Raw genomic sequence first — 20,515 nt, 5'->3', positions numbered from 1 at the left:
TGGGGGGCGGGGAGACAGCCCGCCGCCGAGCGCTACGGGCTGTCCACCTGCTCTTGTCATCGCTGCCGAGGGCTCAGGTCCCCGCGGCTTCGACCCGCTGGCGTGCCTGGGGCTCATGCCCAGCCGCCTCAACGCCGGCGCGCACAGCAGCGGCCAGCGTTCCGTTCGCGAGCAGCGCCTCACGAGCTCGATCGCGCCCGTGGCCGATGTGCTCGCCGCGGAAGGCCAAGTGCGCGCCGTTCTTCTGGATCACCCCTGTCGTGAGGCCGTGGTCGACGAGGTCGCCAGCGACGTCGATCCCCTTGCCCCAGCGGATGTCGAACTCCGCCTCCTTGAAGGGCGGCGCCAGCTTGTTCTTGACGATCTTGGCCCGCGTGCGGGCTCCGACCGTGTCGTCGCCCGCCTTGACGGTTCCGATCCGGCGCACGTCGAGGCGCACGCTCGCGTAGAACTTGAGCGCGTTGCCGCCCGTGGTCGTCTCGGGGCTGCCGAAGACGACGCCGATCTTGTGGCGGAGCTGGTTGATAAAGACCAGGGTGGTCTCGGTCCGGTGCGCGATGCCCGTGAGCTTGCGGAGTGCCTGGCTCATCAGCCGTGCCTGGAGACCGAGGTGCTGGTCGCCCATGTCCCCCTCGATCTCGGCCCTCGGCGTGAGCGCGGCGACCGAGTCGATGACGATGATGTCGACGGCCGAGGAGCGGGTCAGCATCTCGGCGATCTCGAGCGCCTGCTCGCCGCTGTCCGGCTGGGAGACGAGGAGCCGGTCGGTGTCGACGCCGATCGCACGCGCGTAGGTGACGTCGAACGCGTGCTCGGCGTCGATGAACGCCGCGACACCACCCGTCCGCTGGGCCTCGCGCATGGCGTGCAGCGTGAGGGTGGTCTTGCCGGACGACTCCGGGCCGTAGATCTCGACGACGCGGCCGCGCGGGTACCCGCCGACGCCGAGGGAGGCGTCGAGCGCGAACGAGCCGGTGCGGATGACCCGGATCTCGGGGATGTTGTCACCACTTCCGAGGGACATGAGGGCTCCCTTTCCGAATTGCTTCTCGATGGCACCGACCACGGACTGGACGGCGCGGGCCTTGCTGACATGAGCGTTCATGGGGAAGGTCCTTTGCTGGTGAGGGTATTGACGAGACAGGAGAGCGCGCCGCAGCAGACCGCGGCTGCGCAGGCGGGGGCCCTTGCGTCTGCGGTCGTCAGGGGAGGCCGCGCTCCGCAGCGTCGAGCAGGCTATAGATGGTCTCCGTCGCCTTCTCGATGCGGCGGCGCGCCTCGTGTCGGGAGAGAACGCGCTCCTGGACGGGGCGCGTGGCATCGTCGGCCGCGCTGAACCCCTGGTCCACTTGCTCCCGAACCGCCGTGATCCACTTGCGCATGTAGCTGGCATCGTCGAGTCGGATGGAGCCGTTCGGTGGCGGGCGTTCGGTATGGCCGTCCCATGTGTCGTCGTCCGCCGGGTACTGGCGAGTCTCTGTCATGGTGGATTGCCTCCAGAAGAGAGGGCACGGTGTGCATCGTGATGGCGGGGCGGAGGAAGCTGCTCGCCGTTCTCCAGCTGAGAGTGCACAGCCATTTCTCGCAGCACCTCGCCGGGCGCGCGTCCCTCGTTGTGCGCGATGATCTCGATGACCTTTTCCATCGGCTGCGAGCACAGCCGTGGTCTCCGCACGATGTGTGGCTGGATGCGGATCGGCGGGGCGCGCGGATCCGGCCAGCTGGGCGGCAACCAGGCGTAGGGGATGTCCCTGGGCCAGTCGCGCTCTTCCAGGAGCGCCGAGTGGTAGCCGCTCGACTCCAGGTAGGTCTCGATGTCGTGGGGAGATACGCACCGTGTGGCTGGCTTGCCGGGGAACGTGACACGCATGCGGTGCCTGGGATCTCCGAGGTTCATCGGTCCCCGTTTCGCTTGCGCATACGCGCGAGCAGCTTGCGAGCCCGGCGGAGCCGGCTGACAGCGGTTCCGCGGTGCAGGTGCAGCACGCCCGCGATCTCGGTGCCCTCATGACCCAGAGCCGCTAGGGCGAGCACCTCGCGCGCCCAGAGCGGCATCTGCCAGAGCGCGAGGAGCGCCTCCATCTCGGCGCGCGCCTGGAGTTGCGCCTCGAGATTCAGACCCACGACGTGGCGCAGAGGACCGAGCGGCTCGTGGTGCAGGACCTCATGACGCACGTACGCGCTCTCGAGGTAGTGCGTCGCCTGCCGCCACGCGACACCACGGAGCCACCGGCGAAGCACCTGCCGCGCGGTGGCAGCCGGGTCGGGACGATACCGGCCGGCCTCGATGGCCTTCCAGGCGCCCAGCACGACCGCCTGCGCGACGTCGGCGCTGTCGCGCGCGGGGACGCCGCAGGCGATGAGCGTGGCCACGATGAAGGGCCGCTCCGCCATGACCGCCGCGATGCTCGGTCGTGCCGGGGGATGTCGCGCGGCGGGTGCGCGGTGGGCCCCGTTCCGCCCGCGGCTCACCTACCCCTCTCGGAGTTCCGGTCGCAGTCGGCCATCCCGGGCGCGCTCAACCGGCCGGGTACCGGGACGCTGGCCTCCTGGGCCGCCCGCCTGGCCATGGCTGGCGACGAGCGACGCGGGTCGGCGGCGGTGTGCCGGACGCCTCGGACGCGAACGCCGATGACTCCGGACGGGCAGGAGCGTGAGCCGTACAGCCCCGACAGGTTGCGGAACGGGGCATGGAGCTGCCTCGGTTCGGCATCGGTCAGGAATGGCGGATGGGAACGAGGGCGCCGATGCGAAGGCGCACGGCTCCCTTGGCCCGCGGAGGGCGGGCGGATTACGATCAGCATGTCGGGACCTCGGACGCTGAGGTTTCGGCCACGTAGCCCGGGCGATTGCAGTCGCCGCGGGCTGCACTACTTCAGAGTGCGATGAGCGCGCTGCTGTGTCAGGGGAAGAGTTGGCAGCACGCGAGAGCTTGCAGGTGCGGTAGGAGTGCAGCTTCGGGACCAGCCCGAAGCTGCGTAGTCTCAATCCTCTTCTGGTAGCATGATGGTGATCACGGGCTCGGCGTTGTCGCCGGGACCGCAGACCGCCTTGAGCTGCACCGGCGAGGGCTTCGCGGAGTCGGTGACCACATACAGCGAGAAGATGATCTCGTTAGCTTCCGGTGCACGCAGGGCCGCAGCGCGGAACATCCAGAGCACATCCCACAATCGGCCACGCTCGTCGTTGCGGGCCCGCAGTGCAGCCGGAGTCAGCACGACATAGCGGTTCCAGACGGAGTGCGTCACGGCGACGGGAAGCTTGATCCCCATCTCCTGGGCCGTTGACGTCACGTCCATCAGGGTGCCATCCGCGATGGCCTGGGCGCGCGTGTACTCGATGACCTCGAACTCGAGTTCGTCGTTGTCTGGCATCTTGTTTTCCTCCGGTTGGGATTACGTGGCGCCGGCCAGAAGAGAGACGCTTTCACCCTGCGCGAGCTCTGCGCCACCGAGGCGTACGTAGTACGCGGCCTTTGCCCGGAGCGACGAGGTCTCGGGCACCTCGCACTCGATGGCCACCGTCCAGAGCCGCACCCCGAGCGCCAGCCCCTCGCGGAGCGCCGCTTCTTGAGCCGCCTGGTCCCCGTCCACGCCGTCGGTGACGAGGATGATGTCGGCGCCCTGATGGCCTCGCCGGGCGAGCTGCCGGACCTGCTGCACGGCCATGCCGAGCGCGAGGCCGATGGCTGTTCCCCCGCCGAGGAAGTGGCGCACCATCCGCAGCACGGCCTCCGTGTCGCCGGGCTTGATGGCCTGGACCACGGTGGAGGTTGAGTAGTGGACCACGGCGGCCGGCCGCTTCTCATCGAACGCGACGCGGCAGAGCGCGACGGTCGCGGCTTTCGCCCACTCGTTGCGCGCCGCGTGCATGCTCCCGGACTCGTCGAGCGCGATCACGAGCGGCCCCTTCGACTTCTTCGCTTCGCCACGCACGGCGTACTGGGCTGCCCGCCGAGAGGCGATCCGCTCCAGGACGACCGTCTCCAGGACGGGCTCCATGAGCAGCACCTGCTCGGCCGGCAGCAGACGGGACACGTCGTTGCCCTGCTCGACCGAGTAGACCTCTGCGGGCACGCCGTGGACCCGGCGGGCGCGGGCCCCTCGCAGCGCCGCGTACATGCGCCCAGCGAGGCGAGCGATGCGCTCGACCTGGTGGAGGTCCCCGTGGGCAAGCTCGACGTCGCGGGCGTGGGTCCACGCCGCGCTGACGTCCCAGCCGAACCCCCCGGCAAGATGCTCGGTGCGCCGGGCCTGCGCATCGAAGGCTGCCCACCTCTCCCGGGCGATGCCGCGTAGCTCGAAGGGCGACGCCCCTGGGGCCAGGGCCGGGAGGCAGCCCCACAGCCGCTCGAAGGCGTACGCCGCCGCGACGTCATCGGACGCGAGCAGCGCGGCGTGCTCCACCGGCGCGGTGTCCTGCACCGCCTCGGCGAAGGAGCCCGCGAGCGGCTCGCTCCCTGCCCCGACGATCGCGTTCCAGAGGTCCCCGGCGATCGCGGCGTCCTGGTCCGCTGCGACCGCCACAGCGCGGTGTGCGCGCCGAGCCTGGAGGAAGGTCCCCATCGCGACCTCCTACAGGGCGTAGCGCTTGGCCAAGTCGGCCTTGAGCGCGTCGTGGACCTTCTTCAGCTCATCGAGCTTCGGCTGAATGCGCGCCTGCGCCCGGCGGGACACGCCCTCCTTGAGCTGCTCCTGCACCCGCTTCGCCGCGTCGGTGACGTCGGCGGCGAGCTTGGGGAGCGCCTCCAGGTAGGCCGCCGCCTCCGTGGGCCGGTGGGCGTAGGCGCGCAGGGCTTCGTCCACGACCGTGATCGCCTTCGCCACCGCGCTCCTGTCCACCGTGTCGAGCACGGCGATGACTCGAGCGCGATCGTCGGGCTTCTGCCACAGGCCGTACCGGAGCACGGCGAGGTGATCGAGCTCGACGTCGGCGCAGTCGTCGAGCCAGGCGGCGGCCCGGAGCACGCGGGTGAGTGCGATCCAGCGCCGGTCGGAGACGACGATCCCGTTGACCTTGAGCTCGTTCCGGATCCGGAGGAGCTCCTGCACGATGCGCTCGGGCAGCGTCACCCGGTCGACGTCCGCCCGCGCCGCATCCCATTCGATGAGCTTGATCTGGGCCGAGGCCGTGTAGGCCGGCGGCGTCGCGACGAGCTGCATCCAGGTCGCGTCCGCCTGCACGTACTCGACCAGATCGCGCAGTAGAAAGCGGTCGTACACCGCCGCCAGGTTCTCGTCCTCGGGCAGCTCATTCGAGGCCCCGACCAGCATCCGCAGCGGGATCGGTCGTCCCTTGTAGAGCCGCTCGTTCATCGCCGACAGGAAGGCGTTGAGCACCGAGTCGGACCCCTTGAACACCTCATCGAGGAAGGAGCACTCGACCCCGGCGAGCCGGCCGTCAAGGTTGCGCTCCCAGAGGTCGTTCTTCAGGGCACTGAGCTTCACCGGACCGAAGTACTCGTCCTCGGTCCCAAACTTGGTCACGAGCGTCTGGAACTTCCGCGCGTCGGGGAAGCAGGACAGGAACCCGAAGAACAAGGCGCTCTTCGCCGTGCCCGGAGGACCCACGAGCAGTGCGTGACTGCCCGAGAGGGCAGCGAGCAAGATGCATTCGACGGCGTTCTCACGCTCCCGGAAAGCGGCAAGCAAGCTGTCGCGCACGGTCCGGAACCTGTGCCGCACAGAGATCATATCAACCGAATTGCTGATCGTGGACTTCATCATCACCTCGTGTGTCTGCGCAGCGGGCATGCTGCGCCGGTGCCTCGCCGCGGTGTCACCCACGGCGAGGCGTTTCCCCGTCCGGCAATCCCGACTCTCTCAGTCGTTGACCACGGGGATGGTGAACGACACGCCATCACCGCCGTCGAGCTGGAGCTGGAAGCTGTGCTGGAGCTCTTTGACCCGCGCCGTGATGCGGTCAGCGACACCGGCGAGGACGCCGCGGTAGAGCTCGGCCTTGGCCGTCAGCTCCTTGCAGAGCTCGACCCGCCGAGCGAGCGCGTTCTGGCGCATGCCTTCGGACGCCGCTTTGTCGAGGTCGGCGATGAGCTCCGCGACGTCCGCCTCCAGCGCGCCCTGCGCTGCCGCCCTGGCGACGGCAACGTTGTCGGGCGCGTCGTGCATCTCAATCCGGATGGGCTTCACGCCGAGTTGCTCGAGCCCCGGCCGGAGCCGTAGCCATGCACCGCAGGTGGACGGCGGCAGCAGGTAGAACCCGCCTCGATCCCGCAGCGGCACGCCCGAGAGCGCCTTGGCCGCCGCCACCATGGCGAAGGAGATGTCGCGCGTCTCCGCGTGCGCGACGAGGTGGTTTCCGTGTGCAGCCATGGCCTCGGCGTGCGCGAGGGCCTCGGCGATCGAGGGCGCGCCGTCGGGCGGCAGGCCCACGATGGTGCCCGTGTGCCGGTCGACCCGGCAGCGCGCACCGCAGACGTACTCGTCGCCGGCCTCGCCTTCGCGGGTCTTCTGCACGTAGATGCCCACCGCGGCGCTCGTGTCGCCCTTGGGCCGCGCGAAGGGCCGGACGAGGATGCCGGCCGGGCGCTTCACCTCGGCCGCGGCGCGCGACAGCGCGGTGGCCGGTTCCATGTCCGGGATGAGGTGTCCGAGCCCCTCGGTCGCAAAGACGAGGCGAGCTGCCTCGCGCGTCACATCGATCCGGTCGGTGTTCCAGGAGATGAGATCGCCGATGTGGCGACCTCCCGCGGCGGCGAGCCGCCGCTGGGCGCGCTCGAGCGTCGCCGGTGCGCTGTTCATCGTGTGGACTCCTTGTCGTGGAGAGTGCGTGTGTGGTGGCAGAGAAGAAGCGGGCGCTGCGCGGATCGACCCGCACGCTGCCCAGAGCAGAGGTCCACCGAAAGGACGATGGGCCGCGGTGATTGCTAGGCCGAGAACGCAGCTTCGGTGAGAGCGTCGGCGAGCCATCCTGTGCTACGAGCCGCAGCAGGCGCTGCGTTCGTGGGGCTCGGGCGTGCGGCGTCTTGGCTTCGGCGTCCCGGGGAAGCTGGAGCTGGTCGGTGCTTCTTGATAACAGGAGCCGGGATGCTGACGTTGAGGACGTGGGCGGACTCGCTGGCTGGCACCACCTGTGAGTAGAGGCTCAGCCCGCCACACCCCTGGCGCCATCGAAAGTGGAGTCCGGTCCGGTCCACCCAGCTCACCAGATCAGCGAACTGCCTCGGAAGAACCTCCGCGACCTCGACCAGCTTCTTGCGGGGCAGGTGTACCGCGAAGACACGGCTCACCAGACTGATGTGCTGGATCATCACATCGGCGAGCAGATCGCCGAGGAGGACGTTCGACTCCAGCAGCGCCGAGCTTTCCCGCCAGACTGCCGTCATGGAAAGCCGCTGGGCTGCCGCTAAAACGGCATCGCGACGGGCAGCCTGATGACGCAGCGTGCGGGCTTCAGCTCGGTGCTGGAGGAGCGCGCGAACCCGGGGAGCGGCTTCCTCGTCGGGCTGGTCGGCCAGTGCCCGGAGCTCGCTGGCATCGACGCCGAGCAGCGCCGCGAGCTCCTCGTCGTGCTCGGCGACGTAATCCCCGATGTTGTGCGACCCGGGCTCGAGCGCGCGAAGAACGCGCTCGATCCCTGCCAGGCCGCTACGCCGCCCGGCCATGAACGACCAGGCCCTCGTCGGGGTTCGTCGGCTCCGGGAGGTCCAGGTCCGGCGAGGGCACCGGAAGCTGGTCGGGCCGCTTCTTCGCCTTCACCAGGTCGCGGGCGAACTCGTGATCGGGGCTGTTGCCCAGCGCGGCGCGGCGCAGCCGCCGGGCGACGGCGAACGGATTCATGCTGCGCGGCACGCGCAGGGAGGTGGTGCCGAGCGACAGGAGCAGACGGCGCTCGGCCAGGGTCGAGGGGCGGAGAGTACGACCGTTGACGCGCATGAGATGTTCCTTTCTTCGAAAACGGAAAAGCGCCCGGAGCACGAGAGTTCGTGCCAGCGGGCGCCCTGAGGAATGTGACCTTGTAATGTGATGAATCGTCAGCGCAGCTGTGGACCGAGCACGGCTCGACGATGCAGTCGGTACGGTCTGTCGGCAGTCTTCTTACTGGATGATGCAGAGGTCGAGCATGGAGCTGAATCCTCCGCCGCGACCTCCAATGATGATGTGGTCGACCAGGGGAATGCTCACGAGGTCAGCAGCCCTCTTCATCGCCGTCGTGAGCGCAATGTCCTCCGGGCTGGGCATCGGATCCCCGCCCGGGTGGTTGTGCACGAGGACGAACGCGCTGGCGCCGGTACGGATGACCGGCCGCAGCGCGTCGGCGACGGTGAGCGCGACGCCGTGCCTCCCGCCCCGTGCCACTTCGAGCTCGGCCATGAACTCGTTGCGGCCGTTGAGCGCGATGCTGAGCATCACCTCGTGAACGAGCCCGCCCAGCCGGTCGGCGTAGATGCGGGCAATGTCCGCCGAGCAGGAGAACTTGTGCTTCGGCAGCGAGGGGTAGCCGCTACGGACGAGCTGCTGCAACGCCGAGACGGCGCTGCGCTGGACACTCGTGAGCCCGAGCCGCTCCAGCTCGTGCTCGCTCAGGTCTCTCCAGCCGCCTGCGGCGCGGGCGAGCCGGTCCGCGATGCGCCGGCTGCGCAGCACGGTGCGGAGCAGCTCGTCCTCAGGCGCGGCCAGGGCGCCCCCGAGCTGCACGCCTGGGCGCTGAGCCCCGAGGCCAGCCTCATCGCGGCCAGCCGGCATGGCCGTCGCGCCAGTAGGGCTCGTCGTCCTCGTCGAACAGGGACCGCTGGCCGTACGGGGAACCGTGGCGCGGTGTGCTGGGCGGCACGGACGGGCCCATGTGGATGCGTGGCGCCGGGCTCTGTCGCGCCGCGAGCATGAGGATCGGCCGGTTCCGGTCGACGATCAGGATGCCGGTGAACGCTGCGCCGTCGGCGCTGAAGAGCTCGACACCTGGAGGCGGGGTGGCCGCCTCCCGGAGCCAGTCGAGCATCTCCGCGGCCTTTGGCACGCGTCGGGGCAGACCGTGCCGGAGCAGCTCCAGCAGGGCCTCGCCGATCAACTCGCTCACCGCGACGGCCAGATCGCCTCCGACACGGCCGCGACCAGGAGGCCGGCGACCGCGGCGGCAGCGCCCTTCTTCACGGACTCGTTCGCGAACACGCGGATGACGTAGGAGGAGACAGCGGACGTGGCGTTCTCGTTGTTCTGGGACATGGGGATCTCTCCGGAGCGCCGACAAGGGCGTTATTCGATATGGACGGAATCTGGAAGGCGGCCCGGACGAAGGGTCGCGGTGGACACGGGCAGCGTGGGCGACTAGCCCACGCTGGCGAGGAGCACCTGCGCGGCCATCGCCAGGACCACCGCGGTGACGCGCAGCACTTTCACGAGGAGCTTGTGGTTCTTCATGGACGTGAATCTCTCGAGCGGAGACCTCCTTCATCAGTATTATCCCTTGTATTTCCAAATATTTGCGCCCGACGGTCCCTCGGCTGACCGTGCACGATGGCCACGAGACGCGACCCGGATGCGCCGCGCCTGAGGTATTCCCCCGGCAAGGAGCAAGTGATGCGAAAGGATGACCCCGAACCGAAGCCGAGCCGTACGGAGCGCGCGCTCCAGAAGATGACCTCGGCGCTCCGCTAAGGAGTGCGACAAGATCCGCGAGGCCCTCGCGTCCGCAGGAACCGACGACGCGAAGGCTCGGTATCGGCTGGGCGCCCTGGTGAACACCATCCAGGAGGACGCCGAGAAGTACGGGAAGCGCGGCGTGGAGCACGCTCGCCGTCGTGCTGGGCTACGACAAGACCCTGCTCTACTGGCACGCGAAAGTACCTGCCTGCTGATCGTCGAAGGAGCGCTCGGAGCTCCTTCGGCGGGCGAGCGTGACCGGGCTCCCGATCAGCTTCTCGCACTTGCAGCTCCTCGCGACGGTCACCAGCCCCAAGAAGCGCAACGACCACATCGAGGCCGTTCTTGCCGAGGGACTCTCGGTGCGCGACCTGAAGCGGCGCCTCGCTCACGCAGCGGCGAAGGCGTCGAGGAAACAGTCTTCGCAGCCTGACGTGGAGCACGCCCTTCGCGGCTTTCAGACGACGCTAGAGACCTGGACCGAGCGGGTGGATTTCGCCATGAACCGCCCGCCCAGACTCTCCTCCTGCAGCTCGGGGGCACCCCGCCACCACCCGACCTCGAGAAGGCAGCCAAGGGGGTCAGCATATTCCGCGCGCTGGCCGACTTCCCCCCGGCGAGGAGCTCGTCGAGGTGGTGTTCTCGGAGAGGGCGCGGCTACCACCGTCCGCCGCCCGGGTCCCGTCGTACGCGGGACCTTGGCTACCGTTCTTCGACGACTCCCAACAGAAGGCATGATCTGTTGCGAGTCTGGGGGTGGGCGGAGATGAACCCGCGGCGCATCGACCTGGCACGCCCCATACATGAGAAGGTGCCGGGCAGACGCAGCGTCGTCAGCCGCTCGCGGGGTTCCCGTCGATCCCGAACCGTTCGGGAATCATGGGAACGGGCGGGCCGGGCACCGCTAGATCGTCGGGGAATTCATCCGGAAATCGACGAAGAACTCATCAAGCACCCCCTGAGTTCCCAGGGAGTAGCGAGCCGCGAAGTCTCTCTCCGGGTTGGTCCCCCGGAGCAGTTCGTCGAGGTAGTCCCAGAGACGTTTGGCCTCTCGCTTTCGCACAGTGAACTTCACGTTGCCGTTGTCGATGTGGTGGACGAGCTTCGTTACATACGTCCCCCCGCTCCATCGGACAGTAACGTCCTTGCCGGGCCAGCTCCGACCTGCCGCAATGGCAGCACCGAGATCCGGCAGGAGCTTCGCCAAGCGCGCTACCTCGGCTGGATCGAGGACCATCATGACCTGCTCCTGTCGGCTGTGGAAATGGGCAGCCACCGTGAGATCAAGCTCCCGCGGTCCAGCGGGAGGAAGCGCCTCAAACGTCAACGCGGGGACTACTCCCTGGGTCCAGACTTCGCTGAGCTGGATTCGGTGCGCCCCCTTCAGACCCTTGAACGACCGGCCGCAGATAATCGACTGCGTGGCTGCGTTCGCCTTCGCAAGAGCGACAAACGGCTCGACGAGGTAGTTCTCCTTATTGGCGATCGATGTGCCGTCGGCCAGAGTCATGGGGAAGTCGATAAGTGCGAGGCCTGGGTAGTTGCGGTCCTCGCGACCGGAGAGTTTCAGCAGAGCGTAGTGATACGCGAGAAGGACCATCCCCACGGACGTTGCCCCGACGGAAGACCACGTCGCCTCGCCGACCAGAAGCTTGAAGGACCTGTCGTTGATCCGAAAGCGCAACGGCTCGTGCATCCACCGGCCGGCGTCCCCTTCGTTCAGCAGGTTCAGATACTCGTTGATGCCATCGGTAAGCTCCTGCGACATCTTCTCGAATTCAACCCCAGCGCTCTTCTCCTCGACGTGTGCGCCCGTCGTCTGCGCCTTCGCTTCTAGCGTGTCGATCTGCTCCGTGAGCTTGTCGCGCTGGTCGAGGGTCTCCTGGAGACGAAGGAGTTGAGCAATGCGCTCTTCGACCTGTCCAACACGTGTGGCCGTTGCCTCCAATCCCACGGGCGGAGCCGCCGCGAGCGCCGCTCTCACAGGGCGCAGGCGCACGTCGATTTCGGAGAGTGAGGCATCAAGACGCCGCAAGACGTGCGTCAACTCACTTTGCTCGGACTGGAGGCGCTTAACGAGATCATCCAATTCCTCGGTTTCCCCTTCGAGCTGCTCATGCTCGAAAGCAAGGCGCCGCGTTGCTCCGCGGCCCCCGCTTGTCGGCTCCCAGGCCAGATGCTGATGGCAAACGAAGCATGTGCCGGGAGCCACCCCCGCGGGTGACACCTTCTGATCGCAATGAGGACAACGCGTAACGCTGAGCGGCCGGAAGACTTCTTCGGCGACCGCAACACGCTTGATGCGAGTCAGCTCCGCGGAAATATTCGCGCGGTACGTCGCCAGCTCGCCAAGACGCTTCGCGATCGCAGCCAATGCTCCCGCCACACGCTCGTGCTCGGCGATCAGGGACACCCGCTGCTCGGCAAGCTGGAGATCGAGGTCCAAGCCCTGAGGGGAAGATCCGGCCTTCGGAGTTATTGCGTCGGCGAGGATCTCTTCCCGCTGGCGCCCAAGCCGCTCGACCTCTGCGCGCAGCCGCTCGATCCCGGCTGAAATCGAGTCTCGCGTCACTGCGTTCGAGAGCGAGGGATCGGTCAGTAAGCCCTTTGCCGCCTGCTGGAGAACGTCTTCGAACTGATCTCGTCGTGCCCGCAGACGCAGGAGGTCCTGGCGCAGCCGGATCTCCTCGCCGAGTTCCTCTGGGTAGAGCCGCTTCGCGGCACCAAGGAACTGCAGCAGGCACGCGTGTTGTTCTCGCTCCGGCTGCTTGTCCGCCAGGTCCGCCCAGAAGCGCTCTTCGCGGTAGACGTGTCGGAAGAGCATTCTCCAGCTCAACTCCGGCCACGTCGCACCGGAGTACGGGTTGCCTCTCGGGAACCGAACGAGTGGGACGCCGAGCTTCTTCTGCATCCATTCGGAGAACCCGCCCGATGCGATCCCGTCGCCATTGATGAAGACCTTGTGCTTGGCCCCGGCCTCCTTCCACCGTCGCTCCAACACGACTTCTTCGTCGGGCCCGATGTGCAAGCGGAGCCTTGCCGAATCGAACTTTCCGGCGATGCCTGCGCCAAGAGCGCCTTCCGGACCATCCGTATCTCCGAGGAGGAACGAGATGGTACGTAGCCACCCAGTCTTACCGGTGTCCTTGCTCCCGACGACGACGTTCACCCCAGGCCTAAGGTCAAGCTGATCGACCAACTCGTGGTGGGAAAACCGCTCGACGAGCCCAACTCGGACCGTGCGTGCGCTCATCGGATGACCTGCCCGCGAGAGAGTTTCGCTACCTCATCGTCAAAGACGCTGTAGACGAGCTTCTTGAGCCAGTCCCCACTCTTGCTGCCGAAGGCCGCTTTGACGTTCTTCATGTGCAGAACGATGTCGGAGTACGCGGAGGCCGCGGCGAGTTGTTTGGCAGCAGCGACGCCCGCGTTCGTCAAAGCGAAGATGAATGCACTCTTCTCCTTCTCGACTGTGATCAGCTCGCGTCCTTCCAGGTAGGCGAGGACCTGATAGTAGCGCGGGTCCCACGGCCCATAGTGGTGCCGTACCATGGCCGAGTCGTTGACCGGCGTGCCGGCGACGAGCGACATGTCGAGTTCCTTTGCCGCGCGCTCGAAGAACGCGGGATAGCGTACGAAGAAGTCGAGCTTGGCCACCTTCGTGAGACCGTGAATCTGCCCCTTGGACCCGCACACGTGGAGCAGGAGCAAGAGGCGAGCAGCGTGATACTCGACCACCTGGTCCGCATTCAGCGGACGTGCCGCTGGGTAGTGTGCAAGTTCGGCTGCGAGCTTCACGGCGTTGCCCTCGCGAGACGGTGGAGGCAACGGTTCATGATCTCGTACATGCAGCCGTAGAGAAGGCTGTTGGACGGTCGATGGCCGGCTAGGGTGTCGCGCATCTTGCGCAGTTCGTCCTGACACCGTTCGAGGAACTCCCGACTGTCGTCGGTGTACTTGCCCGAGTCGAGCGCGACCTTGAGGGCGTGCAGTGTTGCGACAACCTCCAGCTCGATCGTCTCTCGGTCGTCGGCTGGCAAGTATTTGGGAACGCGGGCTTCCGCAACGTAGTGGCGCCGCATTTCTTTCGCCCCCTCGATGAGCGAAGCGTCAATAGCCGCTTCGGTCAGCTTGGTCACGAGTGGCCCAGTCCCGCCCGAGTGTGTCGGATGCTGGATCCGCTTCGCACGTCCAAGGAGCCATTGCCGAAGAGCGTCGCGCAGGAGTCGCTTGTCAAGCTTGTGCGTTACAGCGTGGGCTAGCGCCGCGTCCTGTACCTTCGCGAACAGAAGGGCATACAGCTCGTCGCATTGGTCCGGTGCGAGGGACTCGCCAGCGATGTCGAGGACGCGATTGAGCTTGACGATGTTCTCGTTCTTGATGTCGTCCACCGTCGCTCGATGTTCCCATGTGGTCCGCTCGACCCAAAACCCCATCGAGTGACCGTTTGGCGAGTTGTGAGTGCCACCAAGCTGGTCCTCGATCGCCTTCGTTGCTGCGCCCAGGTCAGGGACGACCTGAGGAGAGGAGCGGGCCATGAGAGGTGTGCTGAGCACGTTGAGAACGGCCTCGGGAGCCCAGGTAGTGACGAGGCGAAAGCGACACGCCTCCTTGCCCCGGTCGTGGGCGAGAGACTTCTCGACAATGGAGGCCTTCTTCGCCTTCCCGTCCTTCGCCGGCTCGCGGGCGCACAGCTTGGCAACCGTCCACGCTTGCCCGAGGTTGTGCGCCTTCACCTGAACGAACTCGAATTCCTCCGCGCCGCCGACGCTCCACACGAGCACGATGTCGTCCTCAGCTTCGCACCAGACCTCGCTTGGCCCATGGGGCAAGAGCATGTCGAGGCACTTCGTCGCCGTGACATGATCTTGGTAGGCAAAGCCCTCGCGTGCCGTGCGCCCACCTTCTTCCAAGGGCGCCAGGTCGCGGTAGGAAGTCGTCGCAACGACGGGCGCGGGGGTCCCCGGCGGGTTCGTCATTCTGAATGTCCCCCCCAAGGTCACACTACGCCGCCCTCTCCTCCTCGACGACTTTCTTCCGAAACTTCATCACCTCGTCCCGCGTGTACATGCGGGACGAGGTGATCGGTGACGGCGTGCGGGGAATTTCCCGCTCTCGTCCCATCGGCGCATCGTCGGCAGGCTCATGCCGAGCAACTTAGCGGCCTCGGCGATCGTTATCAGACCAGCGGGTTCGAGTAGTCGGCGGCCTCGCACGCGCGACATACTAACCAACCTTGAACATGTGCGTCTAGCGGGCGTACTCTCGGCGGCCGCATGTCTACGCTGATCCCGGATGAAACGCTCGACGCGATCCTTGTGATTCAGCTCACAATTGCGTGGGCCGGCGAGGGTCGCTGCTCGCCAAGACGGCTCGGCTGGTGGGACACGGACTTGATCGACGACGCGGGCGGAGGCGACTTCTTCGCTCGCCTGCTCCCGCAGACGCACGCCTGGGCGTCGCTCGAAGCCGTCCGCGAGGTGGCCCGGCGCACGGACGCGAAGGCGCGCGGGAAGATGGCCGACGCCGACAGGATGCGGTCGCTCTACTTCCTGGGCTTCGAGGTAGACGAGCAGCTCGGCGAGCGTCTCGCGTCGCACAAGCGCTCGGGGAAGAAGCCCGCGGAGGCCCTGGCGCTTCCGCTACCGCTCACCGCCGACTTCTCGAAGGAGAAGCTCGTCGCGACCCTCCAGGGCGACGTGCCGTTCACGACGGTGCCGAACGGCCGCCAGTTGAAGGGGCAGCGCCCCGAGGCTCCCGACGTGCTCGTGAAGCGGATCGCTGCGGCTCTTGTCCCGCTCGCCGAGCAGTACCCGCTACCGTTCTTCAAGGTGGAGGGGTGACAGGGGGTGGAGGTCGTGCCCGTGATAAAGGACCGCGCGAGCGGCCGACCCGAACGTCCCGCCGAGGCGACGGAGGTCCACACGCGGATCCTCCGTCTCGCGCTCGGGATCGAGGAGTCGCGCTCGTACTGGGAGCACGTCGATCCCTCTGTCCCCGTCGCGGACCGCGGGCTCGTCGCGTTCGAGCACCGATGGTTCGGGAGCAAGAGCCTCGAACGGGTCCGCTTCCTCCTCTCGAACTTCGTGGACCGCTACGACGCCTTCCCCGAGGCGCTCGATGTCCTCCGGCGATGGCGCTCCATGGACGCGGCGACGCGGCAGGTCGTCTGCCACTGGCACCTCCAACTCTCCGACCCGCTCTACCGGCGGTTCACCGGGCAGTTCCTCGTCGAGCGGCGCGGGCTCCGCGACCCAAAGGTGGACCGCGAGGTGGTGCTCCGCTGGGTGAAGCACGAGTTTCCCGATCGATGGTCGGAGGCGACGCTCGTCCAGTTCGCGAGCAAGCTGCTCTCCGCGGCGTCTGAAGCCGGCGTCGTCTCCGCCAAGCGGGATCCACGCGCGCTCTTGATGCCCAAGGTACCCGACCTCGCGCTCGCCTACCTGATGCATCTGCTCCGAGGGCTCCGGTTCGCGGGCACGCTGACGGAGAACCCCTACCTCACGTCCGTCGGCCTGGCGGAGGGCGTCCTCGACCAGCGGCTCCGCTCGCTGCGGGGGATGACCTTCCGCCGGATGGCGCATCTCACCGAGTTCGAGTGGGAGGCCCCCACGCTGACTGCCTGGGCGGAGGCCGCGCTTTGACAACCGAGCCCTTCTTCCAAGAGTCCTCGCTCGACGAGGCCGTGGCTGCGCTCCGGCGCGATCTGCTCGCCGAGGACGGCCCGCAGATCAGCACGATGCGGAACTACCGCTTCGCGATCCTGCCGTACCGCCCGAAGGACGAGTTCAAACTCCGCCAGCTCATGCGCCGGCTCACCGACGAGCTGAGCGCCGAGGGGTGGGGCGTGTTGCCGATCTCCCTCCAGAAGATCCTCCTCGACCGCATCCGCGCGACCGGCCAGACGAACGTCGCGGCGCTCGTCAACCGAGAGCGACGCCTCTACGAGAAGGACCCCGAGCGAGCCCTCGCGCATCTGCGCGACAAGATCGCGCCCCACATCGAGGGGCCGGAGGGGATCGCGGCGGACGTGGCGAAGCTCATCACCGACTTCGCCGAGCAGAACCCCGATCGTGCGGACCGGACCCTCGTCCTCATCGGACGGGCCGGCGCCCTCTACCCGTTCTTCCGATCGTCCGCGCTCCTGAAGCACATCGACGGCAAGACGCGGAACATCCCCGTCGTGCTGCTCTATCCAGGCGAGCGCAAGGACACCACGGCTCTCTCCTTCATGGGCGAGCTGGACGCCGACCGCGACTACCGCCCCCGCATCTACCCGTGAGCCAGCACATGAAGATCCGAGACCTGTTCGTAGCCGATGTGACCCGGGACATCCCGCCGGTCGTGTACTTCCACGAGCAGTCGCCCGCGAAGCTCCAGTCGGAGGTAAGCGAGTACATCATCACGGGCGGCTATCCCGAGGGCGATCCGCGAGCGCATCGGGTGAAGTCGGGCATCCACGAGCAGTTCGTCCGGCTGCTCCAAGGCATCCAGCACGAGCTGACGAAGAAGGGCGGCCCCGAGCTGCCAGCGTCGTGGATCTCGGGCTTCTACGGCTCCGGTAAGTCAAGCTTCGCGAAGCTCCTCGGCCTCTCGCTCGACGGCGTGGTCCTCCCCGACAAGACGCCCCTTTGGACGGCGCTCTTGAACCGCGACGACTCTCCGCGTCGACAAGAGTTGGTCGAGGCCTGGAAGGCCATGGCCAAGCTCGTGAACCCGATGGCCGTCGTCTTCGACATCGGCGGCGTGGCGCGGGACAACGAGCACATTCACTCGGCCGTACTTCGGCTCGTGCAGTCGCGGCTCGGCTACTGCTCGAAGAGCAATCTCGTCGCCGACTTCGAGCTGCGCTTGGAGCGCGATGGCGAGTGGGACGCCTTCGTGCAGGCCGCCAAGAAGACTCTCGGCAAGGACTGGAAGGTCGCGAAGGAGGAGGAGCAGGCGGACGACCACTTCTCCCACGTGCTCCACGTGATGAAGCCAGATCGCTACCCTGAGCCGACGAGCTGGATCGACAGCCGGGCGGGCTCTCGCACCGGCTCCGGCACGAGCGTGCGCGAGGTCGTCGAGGCCATCGACGCGATGATACACGTCCGCGAGGAGAACAAGTCGCTCTTCATCGTCGTGGACGAGGTGAGTCAGTACGTCCACCAGGACGAGAGCCGGATGCTTAAGCTCCAGTCGTTCGTCTCGGAGCTGGGGCAGCGCCTCAAGGGCCGCGTCTGGCTCTTCGCGACCGGCCAGCAGAAGCTCGAAGACACGGCGGAGACGAACAACCTCGGCAAGCTCAAGGACCGCTTCCCGACGCACCTTCGCGTTCATCTCGGGACGACGAACATCCGCGATGTCGTCCACAAGCGGCTCCTCAAGAAGAAGCCCCACCTGGAGAGCACGCTGCGCGATCTTTTCCAAAAGCACCGGGGCGACCTGAAGCTCTACGGGTACGCCTGCGAAGAGATCACCGAGGAGGATTTCGTCGAGGTCTACCCGATGCTGCCCGGGCACATCGACCTCCTCATGCAGGTCACGTCGAACCTTCGCACGCGCTCGACCCGCGTGCAGGGCGACGACCACGCCATTCGCGGTCTCCTCCAGCTCCTCGGCGAGTTGTTCCGCGAGCAGACGCTCGCCGACGGCGAGGTGGGCTCACTCGTCACGCTCGATGCGATCTTTGAGGTGCAGCACTCGGCGCTCGACGCTGACGTGCAAACGACCCTCTCGCGCATCTTCAACGATCCCCAGGTGCGTGACGACGTTCTCGCCCAGCGGGTCGCGAAGGCCGTCGCGCTTCTGGAGCTGATCCAGGAGCAGACGCCGACGATGCCACCCCTCCTGGCGGCTTGCCTCTACTCCAAGCTCGGCGAGGGCAACCGCGTGCAGGCCGTGACCGATGCGCTGGAGAAGCTCCGGTCGTTGAGCCTGCTCTCGTACTCCGAGAAGCACGGTTTCAAGATCCAAAGCTCCGCCGGCCAGGAATGGCAGCGGGAGCGCGACGACATCGGCGTCGCGCAGGAGCAGATCAGCAAGATCGCTCAAGACGCGCTGAGGCACCTCGTGGGTTCGATGCAGGAGCGACCCCGGTGGAAGGGGCGCACGTTCCCGTGGACGCTGTGGTTCTCGGACGGACGCCAGGCGCACGACGTGAAGCTCCAAGACGCTCGGGAGGACTCGACCGTCGCCGTGGACTTCCGCTTCCTCAGCAAGAAGGAGGAGCGAGCCTCCACCCTCTGGGTGCCGAAGAGCGACCTGGACCAGCTCCGCAACCGCCTGCTCTGGGTCGTCGGCGAGTCCGGTGCGATCGAAGATCACGCTCGCCAGCTCGCGCGCTCGGATCGGATGCTCGAACGCTACCGACCCCGACGCGAGTCGCTCACGCGCGAGAAGCAGCGACTCCTCATTGAAGAGGAGGCGCGGTTCGACGAGCTGGAGGGCCGCGTTCGTGCCGCCGTCGCCGAGGCTTTCGTCGAGGGCACTCTCTACTTCCGCGGTCAGCAGCTGCGGCCCCGCGACACCGGGAGCGCGTTCGGTCCGGCCCTCAGCAGCCTGGCCATGCGTGTGCTCGCCGACCTCTACCCGCACTTCTCGGAGATCGCGATCTCGCCCTCGGAGCTGAACCAGCTCTTGGAGAAGGAGCTGACCGGACCGTCCACGAAGTTCATGGAGGGCGGGCTCGGCATCCTCGCGCTTGACGCCGGCAAGTATGTCGCCTCTTGCACGGGCCTGTACCCCACGCGGATCGCACAGGAGATCGAGTCAAACGGCGGTCTCTCCGGCCAGACACTCGTCGCCACGTTTGTGAGCCCGCCCTACGGCTACGCGCCCGATCTCGTGAAGGCGTGCTGCGCCGGCCTCCTTCGCGGCAAGAAGATCCGCATCCGCCCCCCGCATGGTGACGACATCACCTCGTACCAAGACCCCGGCGTGCGCGACCTCTTCACGCGCGATCGGGACTTCCGCCGGGCCGAGTTCTTCCCGGCCACGGATGGCGAAGTTACCGGGCGCGACCGCATTGCGATCCGGAAGCTCTTCCAGACCTACCTTCAAGTCGATCTGGAGCCCGACGACGAGCCGATCGCCGACACTACCTTCCTGCACTTCCCGCCGTACCGCGAGCGGCTCCGCGACATCGAGCGCCGCTTCGACGGTCTACCAGGTCGCCCGTCGGTTCCTCCTGCGCTTCAGAAGCTAGGGCGAGCCCTGGAGGACTGCTGCCGCTCACGGCTCGTGCAGAAGACCGTGATCGAGGTGAAGCGCAACCTCGATGTTCTTCGCGACGGCTTGGAGCAGCTCGGCGTGTGCAGCGCAGAACTGGCGCCCGATGCGATCGAGACGCTCAACAAGGCCGCTCGTGTTCGCGATCACGAACTTTCACAGCTCCGGGCGATGGAGGAGCTGGGTGGTCTCGAAGATGACGCAGCCGTCGTGACGAACCATCTGTCTGCCGATCGCCCGTGGCGCGAGGCGAGCCAGCTCAACCCCGCGATCGATCGCATCAAGGCCCGGTACGTCGAGGTCCGGCGGTCGCTCTTGAACCGGCAGAACACCGAAGCCGAGGCCGTCCGGAGCCGCGTGAAGACGCGCTCGGGCTTTGCGCAGCTCGACGCCGACCAAGCCCACCGTGTCCTTCGTCCCGTCGCCGAAGTGATCGTGGACACGACGCCCGAGGCCATCTCGCCGACCCTTGTCGAGGTCCGTGACCGCTTCGCGAGCCGCATCCATCACGCCGAGGAGCAAGCCAACGATCGGCTCGACGAGGAGTTGAGCAGGAAGACCGACAGCCAGGTCGTGAAGGTCGAGACGCACTTGCGAGGCCGAGAGGTCGCGAGCCGCGAGCAGCTCCAGGCCGTCTTCAAGGAGCTGGAAGACCGCATCGGACCTCTTCTCGACCAGGGCGCCCGCGTCCGCATCGTCTAAGC

The 20,515-nt window shown here is 67.1% G+C and carries 22 protein-coding genes; 4 read left to right on the top strand and 18 right to left on the bottom strand.

Annotation, left to right across the window (positions count from 1 at the left end):
* Positions 1-73: 73 nt before the first annotated feature.
* From recA to WMF14_RS44105, 18 genes are all read right to left on the bottom strand, one after another.
* Positions 74-1,105 carry a recombinase RecA gene (recA, locus tag WMF14_RS44190; RefSeq protein WP_437796432.1) on the bottom strand — a complete coding sequence of 344 codons (1,032 nt, stop codon included), beginning with the start codon at positions 1,103-1,105 and terminating at the stop codon, positions 74-76.
* Between the two features lie 97 nt (positions 1,106-1,202).
* Entirely contained in the window at positions 1,203-1,484 is a 282-nt protein-coding gene (locus tag WMF14_RS44185; RefSeq protein ID WP_437796431.1) for a hypothetical protein, read from the bottom strand.
* Positions 1,481-1,897: a hypothetical protein gene (locus WMF14_RS44180; RefSeq protein WP_437796430.1), complete on the bottom strand. Its 417-nt coding sequence runs from the start codon at positions 1,895-1,897 to the stop codon at positions 1,481-1,483. Before WMF14_RS44180 ends, WMF14_RS44185 begins: the two co-directional genes overlap by 4 nt.
* Positions 1,894-2,394, bottom strand: coding sequence for an RNA polymerase sigma factor (locus WMF14_RS44175; RefSeq protein WP_437796429.1), 501 nt, complete (start codon positions 2,392-2,394; stop codon positions 1,894-1,896). Before WMF14_RS44175 ends, WMF14_RS44180 begins: the two co-directional genes overlap by 4 nt.
* Positions 2,395-2,984: 590 nt before the next feature.
* A complete protein-coding gene (locus tag WMF14_RS44170) occupies positions 2,985-3,374 on the bottom strand; it encodes a DUF6573 family protein (RefSeq protein ID WP_437796428.1) in 390 nt (129 codons plus the stop codon).
* A gap of 21 nt (positions 3,375-3,395) precedes the next feature.
* Positions 3,396-4,565 carry a vWA domain-containing protein gene (locus WMF14_RS44165; protein ID WP_437796427.1) on the bottom strand — a complete coding sequence of 390 codons (1,170 nt, stop codon included), beginning with the start codon at positions 4,563-4,565 and terminating at the stop codon, positions 3,396-3,398.
* A 9-nt stretch (positions 4,566-4,574) separates the two neighbouring features.
* Positions 4,575-5,693, bottom strand: a complete 1,119-nt coding sequence (locus WMF14_RS44160) for an AAA family ATPase (protein WP_437796426.1) — start codon at positions 5,691-5,693, stop codon at positions 4,575-4,577.
* A 129-nt stretch (positions 5,694-5,822) separates the two neighbouring features.
* The gene (locus tag WMF14_RS44155) at positions 5,823-6,761 is read right to left on the bottom strand and encodes a hypothetical protein (protein ID WP_437796425.1); all 939 of its coding nucleotides are present in this window, start codon (positions 6,759-6,761) and stop codon (positions 5,823-5,825) included.
* 125 nt (positions 6,762-6,886) lie between these two features.
* Positions 6,887-7,624, bottom strand: a complete 738-nt coding sequence (locus WMF14_RS44150; RefSeq protein ID WP_437796424.1) for a hypothetical protein — start codon at positions 7,622-7,624, stop codon at positions 6,887-6,889.
* A complete protein-coding gene (locus tag WMF14_RS44145; RefSeq protein WP_437796423.1) occupies positions 7,608-7,895 on the bottom strand; it encodes a hypothetical protein in 288 nt (95 codons plus the stop codon). The genes WMF14_RS44150 and WMF14_RS44145 overlap by 17 nt, the downstream gene beginning before the upstream one ends.
* Before the next feature lie 162 nt (positions 7,896-8,057).
* Entirely contained in the window at positions 8,058-8,657 is a 600-nt protein-coding gene (locus WMF14_RS44140) for a JAB domain-containing protein (RefSeq protein ID WP_437796422.1), read from the bottom strand.
* A 28-nt stretch (positions 8,658-8,685) separates the two neighbouring features.
* A complete protein-coding gene (locus tag WMF14_RS44135; RefSeq protein WP_437796421.1) occupies positions 8,686-9,036 on the bottom strand; it encodes a hypothetical protein in 351 nt (116 codons plus the stop codon).
* A complete protein-coding gene (locus tag WMF14_RS44130) occupies positions 9,033-9,182 on the bottom strand; it encodes a hypothetical protein (protein ID WP_437778940.1) in 150 nt (49 codons plus the stop codon). The genes WMF14_RS44135 and WMF14_RS44130 overlap by 4 nt, the downstream gene beginning before the upstream one ends.
* A gap of 601 nt (positions 9,183-9,783) precedes the next feature.
* Entirely contained in the window at positions 9,784-9,933 is a 150-nt protein-coding gene (locus WMF14_RS44125; RefSeq protein WP_437796420.1) for a hypothetical protein, read from the bottom strand.
* Positions 9,934-10,503: 570 nt separating this feature from the next.
* Positions 10,504-12,852: a hypothetical protein gene (locus WMF14_RS44120; protein WP_437796419.1), complete on the bottom strand. Its 2,349-nt coding sequence runs from the start codon at positions 12,850-12,852 to the stop codon at positions 10,504-10,506.
* Positions 12,849-13,397 carry a hypothetical protein gene (locus WMF14_RS44115; protein ID WP_437796418.1) on the bottom strand — a complete coding sequence of 183 codons (549 nt, stop codon included), beginning with the start codon at positions 13,395-13,397 and terminating at the stop codon, positions 12,849-12,851. The genes WMF14_RS44120 and WMF14_RS44115 overlap by 4 nt, the downstream gene beginning before the upstream one ends.
* Complete coding sequence (locus WMF14_RS44110) at positions 13,394-14,578, bottom strand: dsDNA nuclease domain-containing protein (protein WP_437796417.1); 1,185 nt, start codon at positions 14,576-14,578, stop codon at positions 13,394-13,396. Before WMF14_RS44110 ends, WMF14_RS44115 begins: the two co-directional genes overlap by 4 nt.
* Positions 14,579-14,647: 69 nt before the next feature.
* Positions 14,648-14,824 carry a helix-turn-helix domain-containing protein gene (locus tag WMF14_RS44105; protein ID WP_437796416.1) on the bottom strand — a complete coding sequence of 59 codons (177 nt, stop codon included), beginning with the start codon at positions 14,822-14,824 and terminating at the stop codon, positions 14,648-14,650.
* A 51-nt stretch (positions 14,825-14,875) separates the two neighbouring features.
* On the opposite strand from WMF14_RS44105, the gene brxE reads away from it, so the two are divergent.
* Genes brxE through brxC form a run of 4 tightly spaced genes read left to right on the top strand, consistent with a single transcriptional unit; the run spans position 14,876 to position 20,513 of the window.
* The gene (brxE, locus tag WMF14_RS44100) at positions 14,876-15,442 is read left to right on the top strand and encodes a BREX-6 system BrxE protein (RefSeq protein WP_437796415.1); all 567 of its coding nucleotides are present in this window, start codon (positions 14,876-14,878) and stop codon (positions 15,440-15,442) included.
* A 21-nt stretch (positions 15,443-15,463) separates the two neighbouring features.
* Positions 15,464-16,243 (top strand): DUF1819 domain-containing protein, encoded by a 780-nt coding sequence (locus WMF14_RS44095; protein WP_437796414.1) that lies wholly within the window; start codon positions 15,464-15,466, stop codon positions 16,241-16,243.
* Positions 16,240-16,881, top strand: coding sequence for a BREX protein BrxB domain-containing protein (locus WMF14_RS44090; protein ID WP_437796413.1), 642 nt, complete (start codon positions 16,240-16,242; stop codon positions 16,879-16,881). Before WMF14_RS44095 ends, WMF14_RS44090 begins: the two co-directional genes overlap by 4 nt.
* Positions 16,882-16,889: 8 nt before the next feature.
* Positions 16,890-20,513 carry a BREX system P-loop protein BrxC gene (brxC, locus tag WMF14_RS44085; protein ID WP_437796412.1) on the top strand — a complete coding sequence of 1,208 codons (3,624 nt, stop codon included), beginning with the start codon at positions 16,890-16,892 and terminating at the stop codon, positions 20,511-20,513.
* The last annotated feature ends 2 nt before the right edge of the window (positions 20,514-20,515 follow it).

This window comes from Sorangium sp. So ce693 (genome assembly GCF_051521375.1).
In the GTDB taxonomy this organism is placed as follows: Bacteria; Myxococcota_A; Polyangia; order Polyangiales; family Polyangiaceae; genus Sorangium; species Sorangium atrum.
Note: the sequence above shows the minus strand (reverse complement) of the source record. Positions and strands in the feature narration are given on the sequence as shown.